This is a genomic window from Enterobacter sp. S-33, from assembly GCF_028735835.1.
GTDB classification, from domain to species: domain Bacteria; phylum Pseudomonadota; class Gammaproteobacteria; order Enterobacterales; family Enterobacteriaceae; genus Enterobacter; species Enterobacter vonholyi.
This window is the reverse complement of the sequence record NZ_CP117838.1, coordinates 2,735,629-2,753,432: the sequence shown is the minus strand read 5'-3', so window position 1 is coordinate 2,753,432 and position 17,804 is coordinate 2,735,629. Positions and strand designations below refer to the sequence as shown.

The 17,804-nt window shown below is 56.3% G+C and carries 19 protein-coding genes; 11 read left to right on the top strand and 8 right to left on the bottom strand.

Going from position 1 to position 17,804, the window contains the following annotated elements; genetic code table 11:
• Positions 1 to 171 precede the first annotated feature (171 nt).
• Both PUP35_RS22015 and yoaE read left to right on the top strand, forming a co-directional pair.
• Positions 172 to 381 (top strand): protein YoaL, encoded by a 210-nt coding sequence (locus tag PUP35_RS22015; RefSeq protein ID WP_072015543.1) that lies wholly within the window; start codon positions 172 to 174, stop codon positions 379 to 381.
• On the top strand, positions 369 to 1,928 hold the full coding sequence (gene yoaE / locus PUP35_RS13020) for a CNNM family cation transport protein YoaE (protein ID WP_111964792.1): 1,560 nt from the start codon (positions 369 to 371) through the stop codon (positions 1,926 to 1,928). The genes PUP35_RS22015 and yoaE overlap by 13 nt, the downstream gene beginning before the upstream one ends.
• 6 nt (positions 1,929 to 1,934) lie before the next feature.
• Here yoaE and PUP35_RS13015 read toward each other — a convergent pair whose 3' ends face one another.
• The 4 genes from PUP35_RS13015 to pabB all read right to left on the bottom strand — a co-directional run bounded on the left by PUP35_RS13015 (position 1,935) and on the right by pabB (position 7,123).
• Positions 1,935 to 3,533, bottom strand: coding sequence for an EAL domain-containing protein (locus tag PUP35_RS13015; RefSeq protein WP_248174486.1), 1,599 nt, complete (start codon positions 3,531 to 3,533; stop codon positions 1,935 to 1,937).
• Between the two features lie 130 nt (positions 3,534 to 3,663).
• Entirely contained in the window at positions 3,664 to 5,028 is a 1,365-nt protein-coding gene (gene sdaA, locus PUP35_RS13010) for an L-serine ammonia-lyase (protein WP_023312197.1), read from the bottom strand.
• A 184-nt stretch (positions 5,029 to 5,212) separates the two neighbouring features.
• Positions 5,213 to 5,791: a CoA pyrophosphatase gene (locus PUP35_RS13005; protein ID WP_111964789.1), complete on the bottom strand. Its 579-nt coding sequence runs from the start codon at positions 5,789 to 5,791 to the stop codon at positions 5,213 to 5,215.
• Positions 5,792 to 5,797: 6 nt separating this feature from the next.
• Positions 5,798 to 7,123: an aminodeoxychorismate synthase component 1 gene (pabB, locus tag PUP35_RS13000; RefSeq protein WP_274243275.1), complete on the bottom strand. Its 1,326-nt coding sequence runs from the start codon at positions 7,121 to 7,123 to the stop codon at positions 5,798 to 5,800.
• Between the two features lie 61 nt (positions 7,124 to 7,184).
• Here pabB and PUP35_RS12995 point away from each other — a divergent pair, with 61 nt between their 5' ends.
• Complete coding sequence (locus PUP35_RS12995) at positions 7,185 to 7,367, top strand: YoaH family protein (RefSeq protein WP_008500497.1); 183 nt, start codon at positions 7,185 to 7,187, stop codon at positions 7,365 to 7,367.
• Positions 7,368 to 7,373: 6 nt separating this feature from the next.
• Here the strand turns inward: PUP35_RS12995 and PUP35_RS12990 are convergent, their stop codons facing one another.
• Positions 7,374 to 7,718, bottom strand: coding sequence for a RidA family protein (locus tag PUP35_RS12990; protein WP_008500498.1), 345 nt, complete (start codon positions 7,716 to 7,718; stop codon positions 7,374 to 7,376).
• 133 nt (positions 7,719 to 7,851) lie between these two features.
• Between PUP35_RS12990 and PUP35_RS12985 the strand changes: the two genes are divergently transcribed.
• The 5 genes from PUP35_RS12985 to rnd all read left to right on the top strand — a co-directional run bounded on the left by PUP35_RS12985 (position 7,852) and on the right by rnd (position 14,231).
• Entirely contained in the window at positions 7,852 to 9,762 is a 1,911-nt protein-coding gene (locus PUP35_RS12985; protein WP_023293935.1) for an ATP-dependent DNA helicase, read from the top strand.
• 66 nt (positions 9,763 to 9,828) lie between these two features.
• Entirely contained in the window at positions 9,829 to 10,524 is a 696-nt protein-coding gene (gene tsaB, locus PUP35_RS12980; RefSeq protein ID WP_271369286.1) for a tRNA (adenosine(37)-N6)-threonylcarbamoyltransferase complex dimerization subunit type 1 TsaB, read from the top strand.
• Between the two features lie 37 nt (positions 10,525 to 10,561).
• Positions 10,562 to 11,143 (top strand): Slp family lipoprotein, encoded by a 582-nt coding sequence (locus PUP35_RS12975; protein WP_111964786.1) that lies wholly within the window; start codon positions 10,562 to 10,564, stop codon positions 11,141 to 11,143.
• Positions 11,144 to 11,346: 203 nt separating this feature from the next.
• Positions 11,347 to 13,032, top strand: coding sequence for a long-chain-fatty-acid--CoA ligase FadD (gene fadD / locus PUP35_RS12970; RefSeq protein ID WP_072253790.1), 1,686 nt, complete (start codon positions 11,347 to 11,349; stop codon positions 13,030 to 13,032).
• A gap of 71 nt (positions 13,033 to 13,103) precedes the next feature.
• Positions 13,104 to 14,231 carry a ribonuclease D gene (gene rnd, locus PUP35_RS12965; RefSeq protein WP_274243273.1) on the top strand — a complete coding sequence of 376 codons (1,128 nt, stop codon included), beginning with the start codon at positions 13,104 to 13,106 and terminating at the stop codon, positions 14,229 to 14,231.
• 74 nt (positions 14,232 to 14,305) lie between these two features.
• Here rnd and minE read toward each other — a convergent pair whose 3' ends face one another.
• The 3 genes from minE to minC are packed head-to-tail and all read right to left on the bottom strand — an operon-like array spanning position 14,306 to position 16,122.
• Positions 14,306 to 14,575: a cell division topological specificity factor MinE gene (gene minE, locus PUP35_RS12960; RefSeq protein WP_008500504.1), complete on the bottom strand. Its 270-nt coding sequence runs from the start codon at positions 14,573 to 14,575 to the stop codon at positions 14,306 to 14,308.
• A 3-nt stretch (positions 14,576 to 14,578) separates the two neighbouring features.
• Positions 14,579 to 15,391 (bottom strand): septum site-determining protein MinD, encoded by an 813-nt coding sequence (minD, locus tag PUP35_RS12955; RefSeq protein ID WP_023312187.1) that lies wholly within the window; start codon positions 15,389 to 15,391, stop codon positions 14,579 to 14,581.
• A 23-nt stretch (positions 15,392 to 15,414) separates the two neighbouring features.
• A complete protein-coding gene (gene minC, locus PUP35_RS12950) occupies positions 15,415 to 16,122 on the bottom strand; it encodes a septum site-determining protein MinC (RefSeq protein WP_248174908.1) in 708 nt (235 codons plus the stop codon).
• 123 nt (positions 16,123 to 16,245) lie between these two features.
• Between minC and PUP35_RS12945 the strand changes: the two genes are divergently transcribed.
• The 3 genes from PUP35_RS12945 to PUP35_RS12935 all read left to right on the top strand — a co-directional run bounded on the left by PUP35_RS12945 (position 16,246) and on the right by PUP35_RS12935 (position 17,762).
• Entirely contained in the window at positions 16,246 to 16,521 is a 276-nt protein-coding gene (locus PUP35_RS12945) for a YcgL domain-containing protein (protein ID WP_029742143.1), read from the top strand.
• A gap of 47 nt (positions 16,522 to 16,568) precedes the next feature.
• Entirely contained in the window at positions 16,569 to 17,228 is a 660-nt protein-coding gene (locus PUP35_RS12940; RefSeq protein ID WP_024909871.1) for a fumarylacetoacetate hydrolase family protein, read from the top strand.
• A gap of 93 nt (positions 17,229 to 17,321) precedes the next feature.
• Positions 17,322 to 17,762 (top strand): YcgN family cysteine cluster protein, encoded by a 441-nt coding sequence (locus tag PUP35_RS12935; protein WP_024909872.1) that lies wholly within the window; start codon positions 17,322 to 17,324, stop codon positions 17,760 to 17,762.
• Positions 17,763 to 17,804 lie beyond the last annotated feature (42 nt).

Sequence of the window (17,804 nt, the reverse complement as noted above, 5' to 3'; positions counted from 1 at the left end):
TCAAAAAAACTAAGACTTCCGCGAATTATTTTAGATAGTGAAAAAATAATTTATGTGATGAAGATCCGTAATTTAGCCTCGCGTTAGAGATTTATCCGTAGAGTAAAGCCGCTGTGTTACAGAACTTTGCAAAGGAACGTAAATCTTTGCTAAAAACACATTGTCTCTGATATGTTTAGCCTCCGTTTAATTGTTCAGGAGTATAGGGCTACAGCCCACTATATGGACCGTCACCGACGTCAGTCATCTGCCAGGCCATTTCGCGCCTTATTCACCGGCGATCCTCGCCACGTATCGACTCTGTCTACCTCTGTTTTGCCCACGTTGAGTGGGGCACCGTTTCGTCATTCCTTTAGCAGGAGCTTGTCATGGAATTCTTAATGGACCCGTCAATCTGGGTGGGATTGCTCACGCTGGTAGTGCTCGAGATTGTTCTCGGCATTGATAACCTGGTGTTTATCGCCATCCTTGCGGACAAACTGCCGCCAAAACAGCGTGATAAAGCGCGTCTGATTGGTCTCTCGCTGGCGCTGGTCATGCGACTGGGGCTGCTCTCCGTCATCTCCTGGATGGTCACGTTGACCAAACCGCTGTTCTCCGTCATGGATTACACCTTCTCAGGGCGTGATTTAATCATGCTGATCGGGGGGATATTCCTGCTTTTCAAAGCGACGACGGAGCTACACGAGCGGCTGGAAAACCGTCAGCACGATGATGGGCACGGTAAAGGCTATGCCAGCTTCTGGGTGGTGGTGCTGCAGATTGTGGTGCTTGATGCCGTCTTCTCGCTGGATGCGGTGATCACGGCGGTCGGCATGGTGAACCATCTGCCGGTAATGATGGCGGCTGTCGTTATTGCAATGGCGGTCATGCTGCTGGCCTCAAAGCCTCTGACGCGCTTCGTCAACCAGCATCCGACGGTGGTCGTGCTGTGTCTGAGCTTCCTGCTGATGATCGGTCTGAGCCTGGTGGCGGAAGGTTTTGGCTTCCATATTCCAAAAGGCTACCTTTACGCCGCGATTGGCTTCTCGATCCTGATCGAGCTGTTCAACCAGATTGCGCGTCGTAACTTTATTAAGCAGCAGTCGAATCAGCCGCTGCGCGCCCGTACCGCAGATGCCATTCTGCGCCTGATGGGCGGTCGCCGTCAGGTGAACGTTCAGTCTGATTCCGAAAACCACAACCCGGTTCCGGTGCCTGAAGGGGCGTTTGTGGAACAGGAACGCTACATGATTAACGGCGTGCTCTCTCTGGCCTCCCGTTCGCTGCGCGGCATCATGACGCCGCGCGGTGAAATCAGCTGGGTCGATGCTAACCTGAGCGTGGATGAAATTCGCCAGCAGCTGCTCTCTTCACCGCACAGCCTGTTCCCGGTTTGTCGCGGCGAGCTGGATGAGATCATCGGCGTCGTGCGGGCGAAAGAGATGCTGGTGGCCCTGGAAGAGGGCGTCAACGTGGAAGCCGTTGCTGCCGCATCGCCTGCGATTGTCGTACCGGAAACGCTGGATCCGATCAACCTTCTCGGGGTGCTGCGCCGCGCTCGCGGTAGCTTTGTTATCGTCACCAACGAGTTTGGCGTGGTGCAGGGGCTGGTCACGCCGCTGGACGTGCTGGAAGCGATTGCCGGTGAATTCCCGGATGAAGACGAAACGCCAGAGATCGTTGCTGACGGTGAAGGCTGGCTGGTTAAAGGTACCACCGACCTGCACGCGCTCTCGCATACGCTGGGGCTGGAAAACGTCATCAACGATGAAGAAGACATCGCGACCGTTGCCGGTCTGGTTATCGCGGTTAACGGGCAAATCCCGCGCGTTGGAGATGTGATCGAGCTTTCGCCGCTGCACATTACGATCGTTGAAGCCAACGACTATCGCGTTGATATGGTGCGTATTGTTAAAGAACAATCTGCCCACGACGAAGATGAGTAAGCCGGCTTAGCGCAGCGGCATTAAGGGCACGATGTGCCCGTTATGATGCGCTGGCGGGGACGCGCTTCCCGCCAGCCACTTAGGAAAATCCCGTAGCGGCATCGGCCGCGCATAGAAAAAGCCCTGCAGAACAGGCACGCCATGGCGGCGCAAATAGCGCGCCTGCTCCTCTGTCTCGACCCCTTCAGCAACCAGTTCAATATTCAGCCGCTGGCCCAGCGCAATAATCATATCCGTCACCGTTGAATTCACGGCGTCTGTACCAATGGCGGTGATGAAGGACTGGTCGATTTTCAGCACGTCCGGGTGCAGCTTCTCAAGCCAGGAGAGAGAGCTGTTACCGGTGCCAAAATCGTCGATAGCGAGCTTCACCCCTTTGCGATGCAGTTCGCGCACGATGCGATAATCCGCATCCAGCAGCGCATCCCGTTCCGTTAGCTCAATCACCAGCTGCTGGCGCGGACTGGCGCTGAACCATAGACGGTTCAGGTCCTGTATCAACACCGCGTTACGGAAATGGCTGGCAGCGACGTTAATGCCGATGTGAAAACCGGCGCTGGCGGGAAAGTAGCCTATCTGGCGCACCGTTTCGGCGATCACATAGCGGGTCAGGGGGACAATCAGGTTATGTTCTTCTGCCAGAGGAATAAACACTTCCGGAGAGATCCATCCCTGACGCGGATTATTCCAGCGCAGCAGGATCTCCACGCCAGTGCACGCCTGGGTACGGGCATTCACCAGCGGCTGGCAGAAAAGCTCAAATTCCCGGCCCGCAATCCCCATATCGATCTCCCACGTGAAGCTCATCCGGTTTGCCGTTGCCAGCCAGGCGAGATAGCCCAGCAGCAGGCTCAGCATAAGCCCGAGAGGCAGCTGGGCTGGCAGGCTTTTTAAGGCTAACTCTCCAGGGCCTGGCCCGCTGACCGTAATGGTGAAAGGATTTCGGGTTGATGATTGCTGGAAAAGCGAGCCTTCCTTATCAAACGTCAGGCTGTCGCTGACGCGTTGTCCATAGCGCAGAAAGCGATCGCCGACGGTCAGCGCCACGTCATTGATGAGCGGGCGCTGGGGCTCCAGAATCATTTTGGCGATCAGATCGATATTAATGATCTCGATGACGCCTGCTTCACCGTCCTGAGAAACAGGATACCACTGGATCAATATCGGGCTACCCTTAAGCAGCCACTGGTCGCTCGATAAAATCAGCTTCGCTGTGCTGGCGGGTAATTCTTTCAGGAAGTCGCGAACGGGCACATTGCGGCTGCCGAAAATACTCGAGCAGTACAGAATACCGTCTTTAATCAGGGCGATGGAGCGTACCGTCTGCAAAATGGCTGCCTGCTTTCGCAGCGCGAGGTGCGCCTGCGGGCAGGGCTGCCCCACCAGGGGCTGCAGCACGCTGCGGCGGTTCTCTAAAGAAAGCAGGACGTTATCAAGGGCGCGAACGGTGTGGCTGGTAAAATCGAGGATCCGCTGTTGGTTAACATTGCGCTGCGAAATAAAGCGAATGCCTAACGTCAGGATGAGCGTGAGGAGCGCAACCGTGACACAGACGATAACGCGTTTTCGGCGATAGTTTTTAATGATCGTTTGTGCAGTTTGCATGAACGGTCGCCTGATAAGCCACCAGCCACAAAAGCCGGACGCAACAGTGAAAGTGTAGTGGGGAAAGCAGAAGGAGACGAGAAAGAAGAGGGAAATTCGCCCATCCGTTGCAGATGGGCGAAAAGCAGTATTAGTCGCACTGCACCTTAATGGCCAGGCCACCACGGGACGTCTCGCGGTATTTCGCGTTCATGTCTTTACCGGTTTCGTACATGGTTTCAATCACCTTATCCAGCGATACGCGAGGTTCGCTGGTACGGCGCATCGCCATACGTGAGGCGTTGATGGCTTTCACGGAAGCAATTGCGTTACGCTCGATGCACGGTACCTGCACCTGGCCCGCGACCGGATCGCAGGTCAGACCGAGGTTATGCTCCATACCGATTTCAGCCGCCACGCAGACCTGCTCAGGGCTTGCGCCCAGCAGCTCTGCCAGACCCGCCGCCGCCATGGAGCAGGCCACGCCGACTTCACCCTGACAGCCTACTTCAGCGCCGGAGATGGAGGCATTCATTTTGTACAGCGCACCGATGGCACCTGCCGCCAGGAAATAGCGAATGTAGATATCAGGCGTCACGGGCTCAATAAAGTGATCGTAATACGCCAGCACTGCCGGAACGATACCGCACGCGCCGTTAGTTGGCGCCGTCACGACGCGTCCACCGGCGGCGTTTTCTTCGTTAACCGCCAAGGCAAACATGTTTACCCAGTCGACCACGTTCATCGGGTCGTTGGAAAACTTGTCCGTGGTCACCAGCATACGGCGCAGGGCGGAGGCACGACGCGGCACGCGTAGTGGACCCGGCAGAACGCCTTCGGTGTTCATCCCGCGGTCGATACAGGCGCGCATGGTTTGCCAGACGTTGGCAAAATAGTCTTCAATCTCTTTCTTGCTGTGCAGGGCCAGTTCGTTCTGCATCACCATGCCGGACAGTGAAAGACCGGTCTCTTTGCAGTAGCCCAGCATCTCGGTAGCCGATTTGAACGGGTACGGTACGCTGACGTCGCCGACGCTATCTTTGCCAAAATGCTCTTCATCCACGATGAAGCCACCGCCGATGGAGTAGTACGTTTTGCTGTAAATCTCTTTTTCACCGCTGTAAGCGTGAATGGTCATGCCGTTTTCATGCAGCGGCAGGTTGTCGCTACGGAAACGCATGCCGTCATCCTGCGGGAAATCGACTTCCTGCTGGCCGTTTGCCAGCAGCAGGCGGCCGCGTGTTTCCACGTCGCGGATGAATGCCGGGATGGCATCAATATCAACGGTATCCGGCATATTGCCTGCCAGACCCATAATAATGGCGATATCGGTGTGGTGGCCTTTACCCGTTAATGACAGCGAGCCGTAAACATCCACGGCGACACGGGTAACGCTTTCCAGTAATCCTTTTTCGACCAGATCATCGACGAACTGTTTACCGGCCTTCATCGGGCCAACAGTATGGGAAGACGAAGGGCCAATTCCCACTTTGAACATGTCGAATATACTAATCACTTTCACACTCCTGACAGGGTTACCGGGGTTCCAGTAACGATGTTATAACTGCGCATAGTGTAAGAGGGAACACCGACCTCGGCTTAACTATTCACATGAATTAAACTAATGGTTGACGATGGGTTTTGCTAATAGCGCGACGCGGATCGCAAACCTGCGAAAAAGGATGGAATGTAAAGTATAGTCAAGGCTTCAGGCCGATTTGCAACGCCAGTTCACGAATAATGCCCGCCGTCATGCCCCAGACAAAATAATGCTGATACCAGGACAACCAGACCCGATGGTCATGCCCTCGTCGATGAATATCCAGCGGATGATAACGGCTTAGCCGGAGCGCCTCTTCAAGCGGCATTTCAAACACTGCAGAGACTTCATCGACGCTGGCGTGATACTGCAGGTCCGGCGGGATAATACCTACCACCGGCGTGACCTGAAAACCGGTGACGCTATCTACGGGTGGCAGCACGCCAATGACCTCCACCGTCTCAGGCGGAATGGCAACTTCTTCCTGCGCTTCACGCAGCGCGGCGGCAATCAGCGAGGCGTCGGAGCTGTCTACTGCGCCGCCAGGAAAGGCGACCTGACCCGCGTGCTTGCGTAAATGGGGAGAACGCTGGGTGAGCAGCAGGCCCGGCTGCGCGCGACGCACGACCGGGATCAGCACGGCCGCCTGACGCTGATTCAGCGCCTCGCGGTTGACCTGCGGTCTTAGTAGCTGAAAGCGAGATAAAAAATCATCCAGCGTCAGGTTCTCTTTTTCCACCCGTGATTACTCCAGTTGTTTCAGGATACGGTTAACTTTATCAAAGGTTTCCTGATATTCCGCGTCGACCTGGCTGTCGGCAACAATACCGCCCCCGGCCGAACAGTAGAGATTTCCGCTGCAGGCGGTTAGCGTGCGAATGGTGATGCTGGTATCCATGGCGCCGCACAGGCTGATATAGCCGATGCTGCCGCACCAGGCGTTGCGGCGGTGCGGTTCCAGTTCGTCGATGATTTCCATGGCGCGAATTTTGGGCGCGCCGGTGATGGAGCCACCCGGAAACGCGGCGCGGAGCAGATCGCAGGCGGTGCGAGAGGCGGGAAGACGCGCGGTTATGGTGCTGACCAGATGATGCACTGCCGGGAAAGGCTCGACGACAAACAGTTCCGGCACGCGCACGCTGCCCGGTTCGGCGACGCGGCCGATGTCGTTACGCATCAGATCCACAATCATCAGGTTCTCGGCGCGGTCTTTCGGCGAGGCGGCAAGTTTTTCCGCCTGCTGGCGATCGGCGTCGGGATCGGCAAGACGTGGCAAGGTGCCTTTAATAGGACGGGTTTGAATCGTGCCCTCGGCCAGATGAATAAATCGCTCGGGTGAAAGACTGAGTATTGCACCCTGTTCCAGACGCACAAACGCGCTAAACGGCGCCTTATTGCTGGCGTTAAGACGGGAAAACGCCTGCCACTCGTCCCCCTGATACGTCGCCTGGAAACGCTGGGCGAGGTTAACCTGATAGCAGTCGCCGCTATGCAGGTACGCCTGAACGCGAGCGAATTTTTCGGCATACTCCGCTGCACTCATATTTGAGCGCCAGCCGGAGGTCAATGTGAACGTCTGTGCCGGTGCAGGCTGCTGCGATTCAAGCCACGCCAGACGCGCCTGCACGTCACGATGGCTCAGCAGGGAAACCGTTTTTTTCTGGTGATCGACAATTAACGCCCAGTCGTACAGCCCCACGGCCATGTCGGGCAGGGGAATATCAGCCTGCGTATGCTCGGGCAGCGCTTCGAAACGGCGACCCAGATCGTAGCCAAACAGGCCCAGCGCGCCCCCCTGAAAGGGAAGGTCCTGGTTTGGCGTAGCGGATAGGCCCAGCGCGTTAATGGCTTGCTGAAGCTGCGCCAGCGGATCGCCAGTTAAGTACAGGTCATCGGTGGTCAGCGTCTTTAGCGGATCGGCCACCAGAATGTCGAAGCGGCTGTAGGGGTGGTCCGCATGACCGGAGTGCAGCAGCATCGCAAACGGAAGATGGCTCAGGCGGGCAAACCAGTATTCAGCGGCGTCTGTTCGCCAGGGCAGAGTAATAACAGTGGGGAAGCGCATGTTCATGTGTGGCATACTACCGGGCAGCGTGAAATAATTAGCGCGAATAATTTAGCAGGAGTTGACGATGTTTGCAGGTTTACCTTCTCTGAGCCATGAACAGCAGCAGAAAGCGGTTGAGCGAATTCAGGAACTGATGTCCCAGGGGATGAGCAGCGGACAGGCGATTTCCCAGGTGGCGGAAGAACTGCGCGCCACGCATACCGGCGAGCGGATCGTGGCGCGTTTCGAGGATGAAGATGAAGAGTAATCGGGCTTAAACCGCCGCGATAATCTTAATCTCTACCTTGTATTCCGGCTTCATCAGCGTGGCCTGTACGGTGCAGCGTACAGGCGCGTGACCCGCCACAACCCACGCATCCCAGGCTTTATTCATTGCCGCGAAATCATCTTTGTTTGCCAGGAAAATCGTCGCATCCAGAATGCGGGATTTGTCGCTGCCCTGTTTTTCCAGCACGGCATCAATCTGCGCCAGAGTGTTAGCCGTTTGCTCGAACGCATCCGCATCCAGGTTAGCCGGTACGCCGGTGTAGTAGAGCGTCTGGTTATGGATAACCACATCAGACCAGCGGGCTTCGGCATCAATGCGCACAATTGTCATAAACGTTTCCTCGTTATTTTTCGTCGTCAGGCGGCAAGACTGCCATATTGTTCTCGTGTCGTCACTATTTGGGGTGGCACAGGAGAGGATGGGCTGACATAATCCCTGTGCAAAAATACAGTGAGAGAGCACCGTGGCAGACGATTTTTCCCCTGAAGGTCAATTAGCGCAGGCTATTCCCGGCTTCAAACCCCGTGAACCCCAGCGCCAGATGGCGCATGCCGTTGCACGCGCCATCGATAAGGCTCAGCCGCTGGTGGTCGAAGCCGGAACCGGCACGGGTAAAACGTATGCTTACCTTGCTCCGGCGCTGCGGGCGAAAAAGAAGGTGATCATTTCCACCGGATCGAAGGCGCTGCAGGATCAGCTCTACAGCCGCGATTTGCCCACGGTGGCCAAGGCGCTGAAATACAAAGGCCGTCTGGCCCTGCTGAAGGGACGCTCTAATTATCTCTGCCTGGAACGTCTTGAGCAGCAGGCGCTGGCGGGCGGCGACCTGCCGGTGCAAACCCTGAGCGACGTCATTATTCTTCGCGCCTGGGCGAACCAGACGGAAGAGGGCGATATCAGCACCTGCGCGAGCGTGCCGGAAGATTCCCCGGCCTGGCCGCTGGTGACCAGCACTAACGACAACTGTCTCGGCAGCGACTGTCCGCTGTATAAAGACTGCTTCGTGGTGAAAGCGCGCAAAACGGCGATGGATGCGGATGTGGTGGTAGTGAACCACCATCTGTTCCTCGCGGATATGGTCGTCAAGGATAGCGGTTTCGGCGAGCTGATTCCGGAGGCGGACGTGATGATCTTCGACGAGGCCCACCAGCTTCCGGACATCGCCAGCCAGTACTTTGGTCAGTCGCTTTCCAGCCGCCAGCTGCAGGATCTGGCGAAAGATTTCACCATTGCCTACCGGACCGAACTCAAAGATACCCAGCAGCTGCAGAAGTGCGCCGACCGCCTGGCGCAGAGCGCGCAGGATTTCCGTTTACAGCTCGGCGAGCCGGGCTATCGCGGCAACCTGCGCGAGCTGCTGGCGGACAAAAACATCCAGCGCGCGCTGCTGCTGCTCGATGATGCCCTTGAACTCTGCTACGACGTGGCGAAACTGTCGCTTGGACGTTCCGCCCTGCTGGACGCGGCCTTCGAGCGCGCCACGCTGTATCGCGGGCGGCTCAAACGGCTTAAAGAGATCAATCAGCCGGGGTACAGCTACTGGTATGAATGCACTTCGCGGCATTTCACGCTGGCGCTCACGCCGCTGACGGTGGCGGATAAATTTAAAGAGGTGATGGCGCAAAAGCCGGGAAGCTGGATCTTCACCTCGGCAACCCTGTCGGTGAATGACGATCTGCATCACTTCACCGAGCGTCTCGGCATTGAGCAGGCGGAATCCTTGCTCCTGCCCAGCCCGTTCGATTACGAAAAGCAGGCGCTGCTCTGTGTTCCCCGTAATCTGCCGCTGCCGAACCAGCCGGGTGCGGCGCGCCATCTGGCCGCGATGTTAAAACCGATGATCGAGGCCAACAACGGCCGCTGTTTTATGCTCTGCACCTCTCACGCTATGATGCGCGACCTCGCCGAGCAGTTCCGAGCCACCATGACGCTGCCGGTGCTGCTGCAGGGCGAAACCAGCAAAGGCCAGCTGCTCCAGCAGTTTGTCAGCGCCGGAAATGCCCTGCTGGTAGCCACCAGCAGCTTCTGGGAAGGGGTGGACGTGCGCGGCGATACGCTCTCGCTGGTGATCATTGATAAGCTTCCGTTTACCTCCCCGGACGATCCGCTGCTCAAGGCGAGGATGGAAGACTGCCGCCTGCGCGGCGGCGATCCGTTTGACGAGGTTCAGCTCCCGGATGCGGTCATTACCCTTAAGCAAGGGGTAGGGCGCCTAATCCGTGACGTCACCGATCGGGGCGTGCTGGTCATCTGCGATAACCGGCTGGTGATGCGTCCTTACGGGGCAACCTTCCTTGCAAGCCTGCCGCCCGCGCCGCGGACGCGGGACATAAAACGCGCGGTGCGTTTCCTGGCAAATCCAACGGCGGAGTAATTTACCCCGGAGTATGCTAAGATGCGCGCCATTTTGTGACTGACCCTTGCGAGAGCGCGACGACTGATGCGAATTCTGGCTATTGATACCGCGACAGAGGCTTGCTCTGTCGCTCTGTTGAACGACGGTGCTGTTTCTGCCCATTTCGAAGAGTGCCCCCGGGAACACACCCAACGCATTCTGCCCCTGGTAAAAGCCATTTTAACCCAGGGCAACACCTCCTTAACCGACCTCGACGCGCTGGCCTTTGGCCGTGGCCCCGGAAGCTTTACGGGCGTACGTATCGGGATTGGCATTGCGCAGGGGCTGGCGCTGGGCGCCGAACTGCCGATGATCGGCGTCTCTACCCTCGCCACCATGGCGCAGGGAGCATGGCGCATGACCGGGGCAACGCGCGTGCTGGCCGCGATTGATGCCCGCATGGGCGAAGTTTACTGGGCCGAATACACCCGCGACGAGCAGGGCGTGTGGCACGGTGAAGAGACGGAAGCCGTGCTTAAGCCGGAAGCGATCACTGAACGACTGAAGCAGCTGTCAGGCGAGTGGGCAACCGTCGGCACCGGCTGGCCAGCGTGGCCTGAGATGGCGAACGACACCGGGTTGACGCTGGTGGACGGCAACATGCTTCTGCCGGCTGCGGAAGATATGCTTCCGATTGCCAGCCAGCTGCTCGCAGCAGGCAAAACCGTGGCCGTTGAACACGCGGAGCCGGTTTATTTGCGAAACACCGTTGCGTGGAAGAAACTTCCGGGCCGCGAGTGAATCTCAGTAACAGGAACTGAGAAAAAGGAGTCGCATCATGGCGGTCCAGACTAAAGTAGTACGCCTTATTATGGCAGGCGCAGTTGCCATAGCACTGAGCGGATGCGTTTCCGTTCCTGATGCGATTAAGGGCACCAGCCCGACGCCACAGCAGGATCTGGTTCGGGTGATGAATGCCCCTGAGCTGTACGTCGGCCAGGAAGCGCGCTTTGGCGGTAAGGTGATAGACGTACAAAACCAGCAGGGGAAAACCCGCCTGGAGATCGCAACCGTTCCGCTGGACAGCGGCGCGCGGCCTGTACTGGGCGAGGCCTCTCGCGGGCGTATCTACGCGGACGTGAGTGGTTTCCTCGATCCGGTCGATTTTCGCGGACAGCTGGTGACCGTTGTCGGGCCGATTACCGGCGCCGTACAGGGCAAAATCGGCAGCACGCCGTATAAATTTATGACCATGCAGGTCAACGGATATAAGCGCTGGCGGTTAGCACAGCAGGTGATCATGCCGCCTCAGCCGATCGATCCGTGGATGTGGGGTCCGCATCCTTATCGTTACGGCTACCCGGGCTGGGGCTGGTATAACCCGGGACCTGCACAGGTACAGACGATCGTTACTGAGTAACTTACTGTTATTGTTAGAAAAGAGACAGCGGCTCAGCCGCTGTCTCTGTTTTTTTACGGATAAAACGAAAAAAAAGAGTGACGCGCTTCGCAACCTTAAATCTGAACAATTAATAAACTGGTACGCTGAGTTAATATAATGTTAATAAACTGTTTATTATCGGGGTTGTGATGACGACGAACACTCATTTCAGAGGTGATGCATTGAAGAAGGTTTGGCTTAACCGTTATCCCGCAGATGTTCCTGCTGAGATCAATCCTGACCGTTATCAATCCCTGGTGGAATTATTTGAACACTCGGTAAGGCGCTACGCGGACCAGCCCGCATTCGTGAATATGGGCGAGGTGATGACGTTCCGTAAGCTGGAGGAGCGCAGCCGGGCGTTTGCGGCGTATCTTCAGGAAGGGCTGGGGCTGCAAAAAGGGGACCGCGTCGCGCTGATGATGCCAAACCTGCTGCAATACCCGGTGGCGCTGTTCGGTATCCTGCGTGCCGGGATGATTGTCGTCAACGTCAACCCGCTGTACACCCCGCGCGAGCTGGAGCATCAGCTTAACGACAGCGGCGCGGTCGCGATTGTCATTGTGTCCAACTTTGCCCATACGCTGGAAAAAGTGGTCGACAAAACCCAGGTGAAACACGTCATCCTGACGCGCATGGGGGACCAGCTCTCTACCGCCAAAGGCACGCTGGTTAACTTTGTCGTCAAATACGTCAAACGTCTGGTGCCAAAATATCACCTGCCGGACGCTATCTCCTTCCGCAGGGCGCTGCATGCGGGCTATCGGATGCAGTACGTCAAGCCGGAAGTGGTCTCAGAAGATCTCGCGTTCCTGCAGTATACCGGTGGTACCACCGGCGTGGCGAAAGGCGCAATGCTGACCCACCGCAACATGCTGGCGAACCTGGAGCAGGTCAACGCAACCTACGGGCCGTTGCTGCATCCCGGCAAAGAGCTGGTCATTACGGCGCTGCCGCTGTACCACATTTTTGCACTGACCATGAACTGCCTGCTGTTTATTGAGCTCGGCGGTCAAAACGTGCTGATCACCAACCCGCGCGATATTCCAGGGCTGGTGAAAGAGCTGGCGAAATACCCGTTCACCGCCATGACCGGGGTAAATACTCTGTTCAACGCGCTGCTTAATAACAAAGAGTTCCAGCAGCTGGATTTTTCCACGCTGCACCTCTCTGCGGGCGGCGGCATGCCGGTCCAGCAGGCGGTTGCCGAGCGCTGGGTGAAGCTCACCGGTCAGTATCTGCTGGAGGGCTATGGCCTGACGGAATGCGCGCCGCTGGTCAGCGTTAACCCGCATGATATCGACTATCACAGCGGTAGCATTGGTCTGCCCGTTCCTTCCACTGAAGCGAAACTGGTCGATGATAACGATAATGAAGTTGCGCCGGGTGAGCCGGGTGAGCTGTGCGTTAAAGGTCCGCAGGTGATGCTGGGCTACTGGCAGCGTCCCGACGCGACCGACGAAATCATCAAAGACGGCTGGCTGCATACCGGTGACATCGCGGTGATGGATGAGGAAGGCTTCCTGCGTATTGTCGATCGCAAGAAAGATATGATTCTGGTCTCCGGCTTCAACGTCTATCCGAATGAGATCGAAGACGTGGTTATGCAGCACAGCGGCGTACTCGAAGTGGCAGCAGTAGGGGTGCCTTCCGGCAGCAGCGGTGAAGCGGTGAAGATATTTGTGGTCAAGAAAGATCCTTCTCTCACCGAGGAAGCGCTGATAACGTTTTGTCGTCGTCAGCTGACGGGCTATAAAGTGCCGAAGCTGGTGGAATTCCGCGACGAGCTGCCGAAATCCAACGTCGGGAAGATATTACGACGAGAATTACGTGACGAAGCCCGTGCCAAAGTAGACAATAAGGCCTGAGCTTCACGTTAATCGTCCAGACGCCGGTTAAGCCGGCGTTTTTTATGGGCGCAAACAAAAGAGAATCCGATTTGAATTACCAGATGATCACGACCAACGACGAGCTGGCTTCGCTGTGCGAAGTGACGCGCGACTTTCCTGCCATTGCCCTGGATACCGAGTTTGTCCGTACCCGAACCTATTATCCGCAGCTGGGTTTGATTCAGATGTACGACGGTAAACACGTGTCGCTGATCGACCCTCTCGGCATTACCGACTGGACGCCGATGCGTGACCTGCTGCTCGATACCGCCGTGACGAAATACCTGCACGCGGGCAGTGAAGATCTGGAAGTCTTTCTGAACACCTTTGGTATTATGCCTCAGCCGCTGATTGATACGCAGATCCTCGCGGCATTCAGCGGTCGTCCGCTGTCGTGGGGTTTTGCCTCCATGGTGGAGGAGTATACGGGCCTGACGCTGGATAAGAGTGAATCCCGCACCGACTGGCTGGCGCGTCCGCTAACCGCACGCCAGCTGGAATATGCGGCGGCAGACGTGTTTTACCTGCTGCCGATCGCCGGACAGCTGATGAAAGAGGCGGAAGCCTCCGGATGGCTCGCTGCTGCGCTGGACGAGTGCCGAATGACCCAGCAGCGCCGTCAGGAAGTGGTGGATCCGAAAGAGGCATGGCGCGACATCAGCAACGCCTGGCAGCTGCGCACGCGTCAGCTGGCATGCCTGCAGCTGCTGGCAGACTGGCGCTTGCGTAAAGCGCGGGAGCGCGACCTGGCCGTTAACTTTGTGGTTCGCGAAGAGCATCTCTGGGCGGTGGCGCGCTATATGCCGGGCAGCCTCGGCGAGCTTGACAGCATTGGGCTTTCGGGCAGCGAGATCCGTTTCCACGGTAAAACCCTGCTGGCGCTGGTCGCAAAAGCGCAAGAGCTGCCGGAAGATGCGCTGCCGGAACCGCTGCTGAACCTGATGGACATGCCGGGCTATCGCAAGGCTTTCAAGGACATCAAAGCGCTGGTGCAGGCAGTTGCAACCGAAAGCAAACTGAGCGCGGAACTGCTCGCCTCACGTCGACAGATTAACCAGCTGCTGAACTGGCACTGGAAGCTGAAGCCGCAGAATGGTGTGCCGGAAATGATGGCAGGATGGCGCGGGGAATTGATGGCCGATCGCCTGAATACGCTGCTGGAAGGCTATCCGCGATAAAAAATATGCCGGGTGATAAACCCGGCATATTCCCCCGGTGGCGCTGCGCTTACCGGGGCTATGAAATCACAAACCTACGGACGCGACTCTTCCGCTTCCGGGAGCGTCACGTTCAGCTCCAGAATCGAAATATCCCCGTCTTTTTGTTCCAGCTGCACCGTCACCATCTCCGGGTCAATCTGCACGTACTTACAGATCACTTCCAGGATGTCCTTGCGCAGCTGCGGCAGGTAGTGAGGCTCGGCGTCGCTACGACGACGCTCCGCAACGATAATTTGCAGACGTTCTTTTGCGATGTTGGCGGTGTTCTTTTTCCGCGAGAGAAAAAAGTCCAGTAATGCCATAACTTATCCTCCGAACAGGCGTTTGAGGAAACCTTTCTTCTCTTCTTCAATGAAGCGGAAAGGACGTTCTTCTCCCAGCAGACGGTCAACGGTATCGGCGTAAGCTTTACCTGCATCTGCCATTGTATCAAGGATCACTGGCTCGCCCTGGTTAGAGGCGCGTAACACGGACTGATCTTCCGGGATAACGCCGACCAGCTTAATGCGCAGGATCTCAAGCACGTCTTCCATGCTCAGCATGTCACCTTTGTTCACGCGGCCCGGATTGTAGCGGGTGAGCAGCAGGTGTTCTTTAATCGGGTCTTCGCCATTTTCCGCACGACGGGATTTAGAGGCGAGGATCCCCAGAATGCGGTCTGAGTCACGCACGGATGAAACTTCAGGGTTGGTGGTGATGATCGCTTCATCAGCGAAGTACAGCGCCATCAGGGCACCTGTTTCGATGCCGGCAGGGGAGTCGCAGACGATGAAGTCGAAATCCATTTTTTTCAGATCGTCGAGCACCTTTTCCACCCCTTCACGGGTCAGGGCGTCTTTGTCACGCGTCTGAGATGCCGGGAGAATGTAGAGGTTCTCGGTGCGCTTGTCTTTAATCATCGCCTGGTTCAGCGTGGCATCGCCCTGAATGACGTTCACGAAGTCATACACGACGCGACGCTCACATCCCATGATGAGGTCGAGGTTACGCAGACCGATATCGAAGTCGATAACGATGGTTTTCTTTCCCTTCTGGGCCAAACCAGTAGCGATGGCCGCGCTGGAGGTGGTCTTGCCAACGCCTCCTTTACCCGAAGTAACAACAATAATGCGTGCCATAGAAATTCCTTGTTAAAAAGGGATCAATTCAACGGTTGAACGGTCAACGCGTCGTCTGCCAGAAGCAGGCGAGCCGCTTTGCCATAAAATTCGGCTGGGATCTTGTCGCTCAGCCAATATTCACCTGCGATGGACACCAGTTCCGCCGTCAGGTGAGTACAAAATATTTGCGCATCTCGATCGCCACTTGCACCTGCGAGCGCACGTCCACGCATCATACCGTATACGTGAATATTGCCATCTGCAATCAGCTCAGCGCCAGCACTGACGTGGCTTGTAACAATCAGATCACAGTTTGGTGCATAAATGCGCTGACCGGAACGAACCGGCACATCAATCATTCGCGTTTTTGTGACGGTAGTAACGTTTTGCACCGCAGGAGGGGGCGTTTCGACGGCAACGGGGGCCGCACGCGAGGCTTTTTCTTTGCCCTCATTCAGAAGGGGCAGCCCCGCACGCTCAATTTCCGCTTTCAGCTCAGAATCTTTGCAGCCGCTGATGCCCACGATACGCAGTCCGGTGGAGGAGACGGCCTGCTGGAGAAGTTTCCAGTTAACCGGCGCCTCAAGATCGCTGACGTTGATAACAACAGGGGCGTGCTTCAGAAAGGCGGGAGCCTGGGCGATTTTGTCTTCTAACGCCTGACGAATAACCTCGGGTTTTGCATCATGCAAATGTACCACTGATAAGGTGAAGCTACTGCCTTTAAGCTCGATGGGCGTGTTTGACATCCTGGCCTTACTCAATTTGCTATTAACCGCAACCACTCGCTGCGATATTCCGAAGAGTATCAGGCATGTTATAGTCAGGAGTATATTGAGGCAAGCAACCACCCATTAATTCAGAGTAAAAACATGTTTTGTGTGATCTACAGAAGTACAAGCCGTGACCAGACCTATCTTTATGTCGAAAAGAAAGACGATTTTTCACGCGTGCCTGAAGAATTAATGAAGAACTTTGGCCGACCACAGCTGGCTATGCTGCTGCCGCTTGATGGTCGTAAGAAACTGATTAATGCCGATCTGGATAAAGTGAAAACGGCCTTAGCCGAGCAGGGCTATTATTTACAGCTTCCACCGCCACCCGAGAATTTATTAAAACAGCATCTTGAGGCGAACGGTAAAAAATAGCCTCAACTGTTTTTGCGCACAACACATCAACCGTTTAGGGGTCGACCATGTATCAACATCATAACTGGCAAGGCGCATTACTGGATTATCCCGTCAGCAAAGTGGTTTGCGTAGGCAGCAACTATGCAAAACATATTCAGGAGATGGGCAGCGCGACGCCAGAAGAGCCGGTTCTGTTTATTAAGCCTGAAACGGCGCTTTGCGATATCCGCCAGCCGCTGGCGCTGCCGCAGGGGCTCGGCTCGGTGCATCACGAAGTGGAACTTGCCGTGCTGATTGGTGCAACGCTTCGCCAGGCCTCAGAAGAACATGTTCAGAAAGCGATTGCCGGATACGGCGTGGCGCTGGATCTGACCCTGCGTGACGTGCAGGGCAAAATGAAGAAAGCAGGGCAGCCGTGGGAAAAAGCCAAAGGGTTTGATAATTCCTGCCCGATCTCGGCGTTTGTGCCGGTGAGCGAATTTACCGGCGATCCGCAGGATACGCCGCTCAGCCTGAAGGTTAACGGCGAGATCCGCCAGCAGGGCACCACGGCAGACATGATCCATAAGATTGTGCCGCTGATCGCCTACATGAGCCGCTTCTTTACCCTGAAACCGGGTGATGTGATCCTGACCGGCACGCCGGAAGGCGTTGGTCCGCTCGTGAGCGGTGACGAGCTGGAGGTCGGTTTTAACGGTCTGTCGCTGAAAACCCGCGTGCTGTAATCTCCTCTTGCCGCCTGAAGAGGGCGGCAAAACTTGCAACAACGTGCCAGACTCGTTATAAGGTGCGCTTTCTTTTGACGTGTGGACATCCTGATGAACGACATCCCTTTCTGGCAAAGCAAAACTCTCGACGACATGACTGACGCGGAATGGGAATCATTGTGCGACGGCTGCGGGCAGTGCTGCCTGCACAAGCTGATGGATGAAGATACGGATGAAATCTACTTCACCAACGTTGCCTGCAAGCAGCTAAACATTAAAACCTGCCAGTGCCGCAACTATGAGCGCCGGTTTGAATTTGAGCCGGACTGCATAAAGTTAACCCGGGATAATCTGCCGACGTTTGAATGGCTGCCGCATACCTGCGCGTATCGCCTGCTGGCGGAAGGGAAAGGCCTGCCTGACTGGCATCCGTTGTTAACCGGTTCAAAAGCGGCGATGCACGGCGAGCGTATCTCTGTGCGCCACATTGCGGTGAAAGAGTCCGAGGTGCGTGACTGGGAAGATCACATCATGAACCACCCGACCCGTTGAGATTAAAAAAACCGCCGAAGCGGGTTTTTTATTATGCGCGGT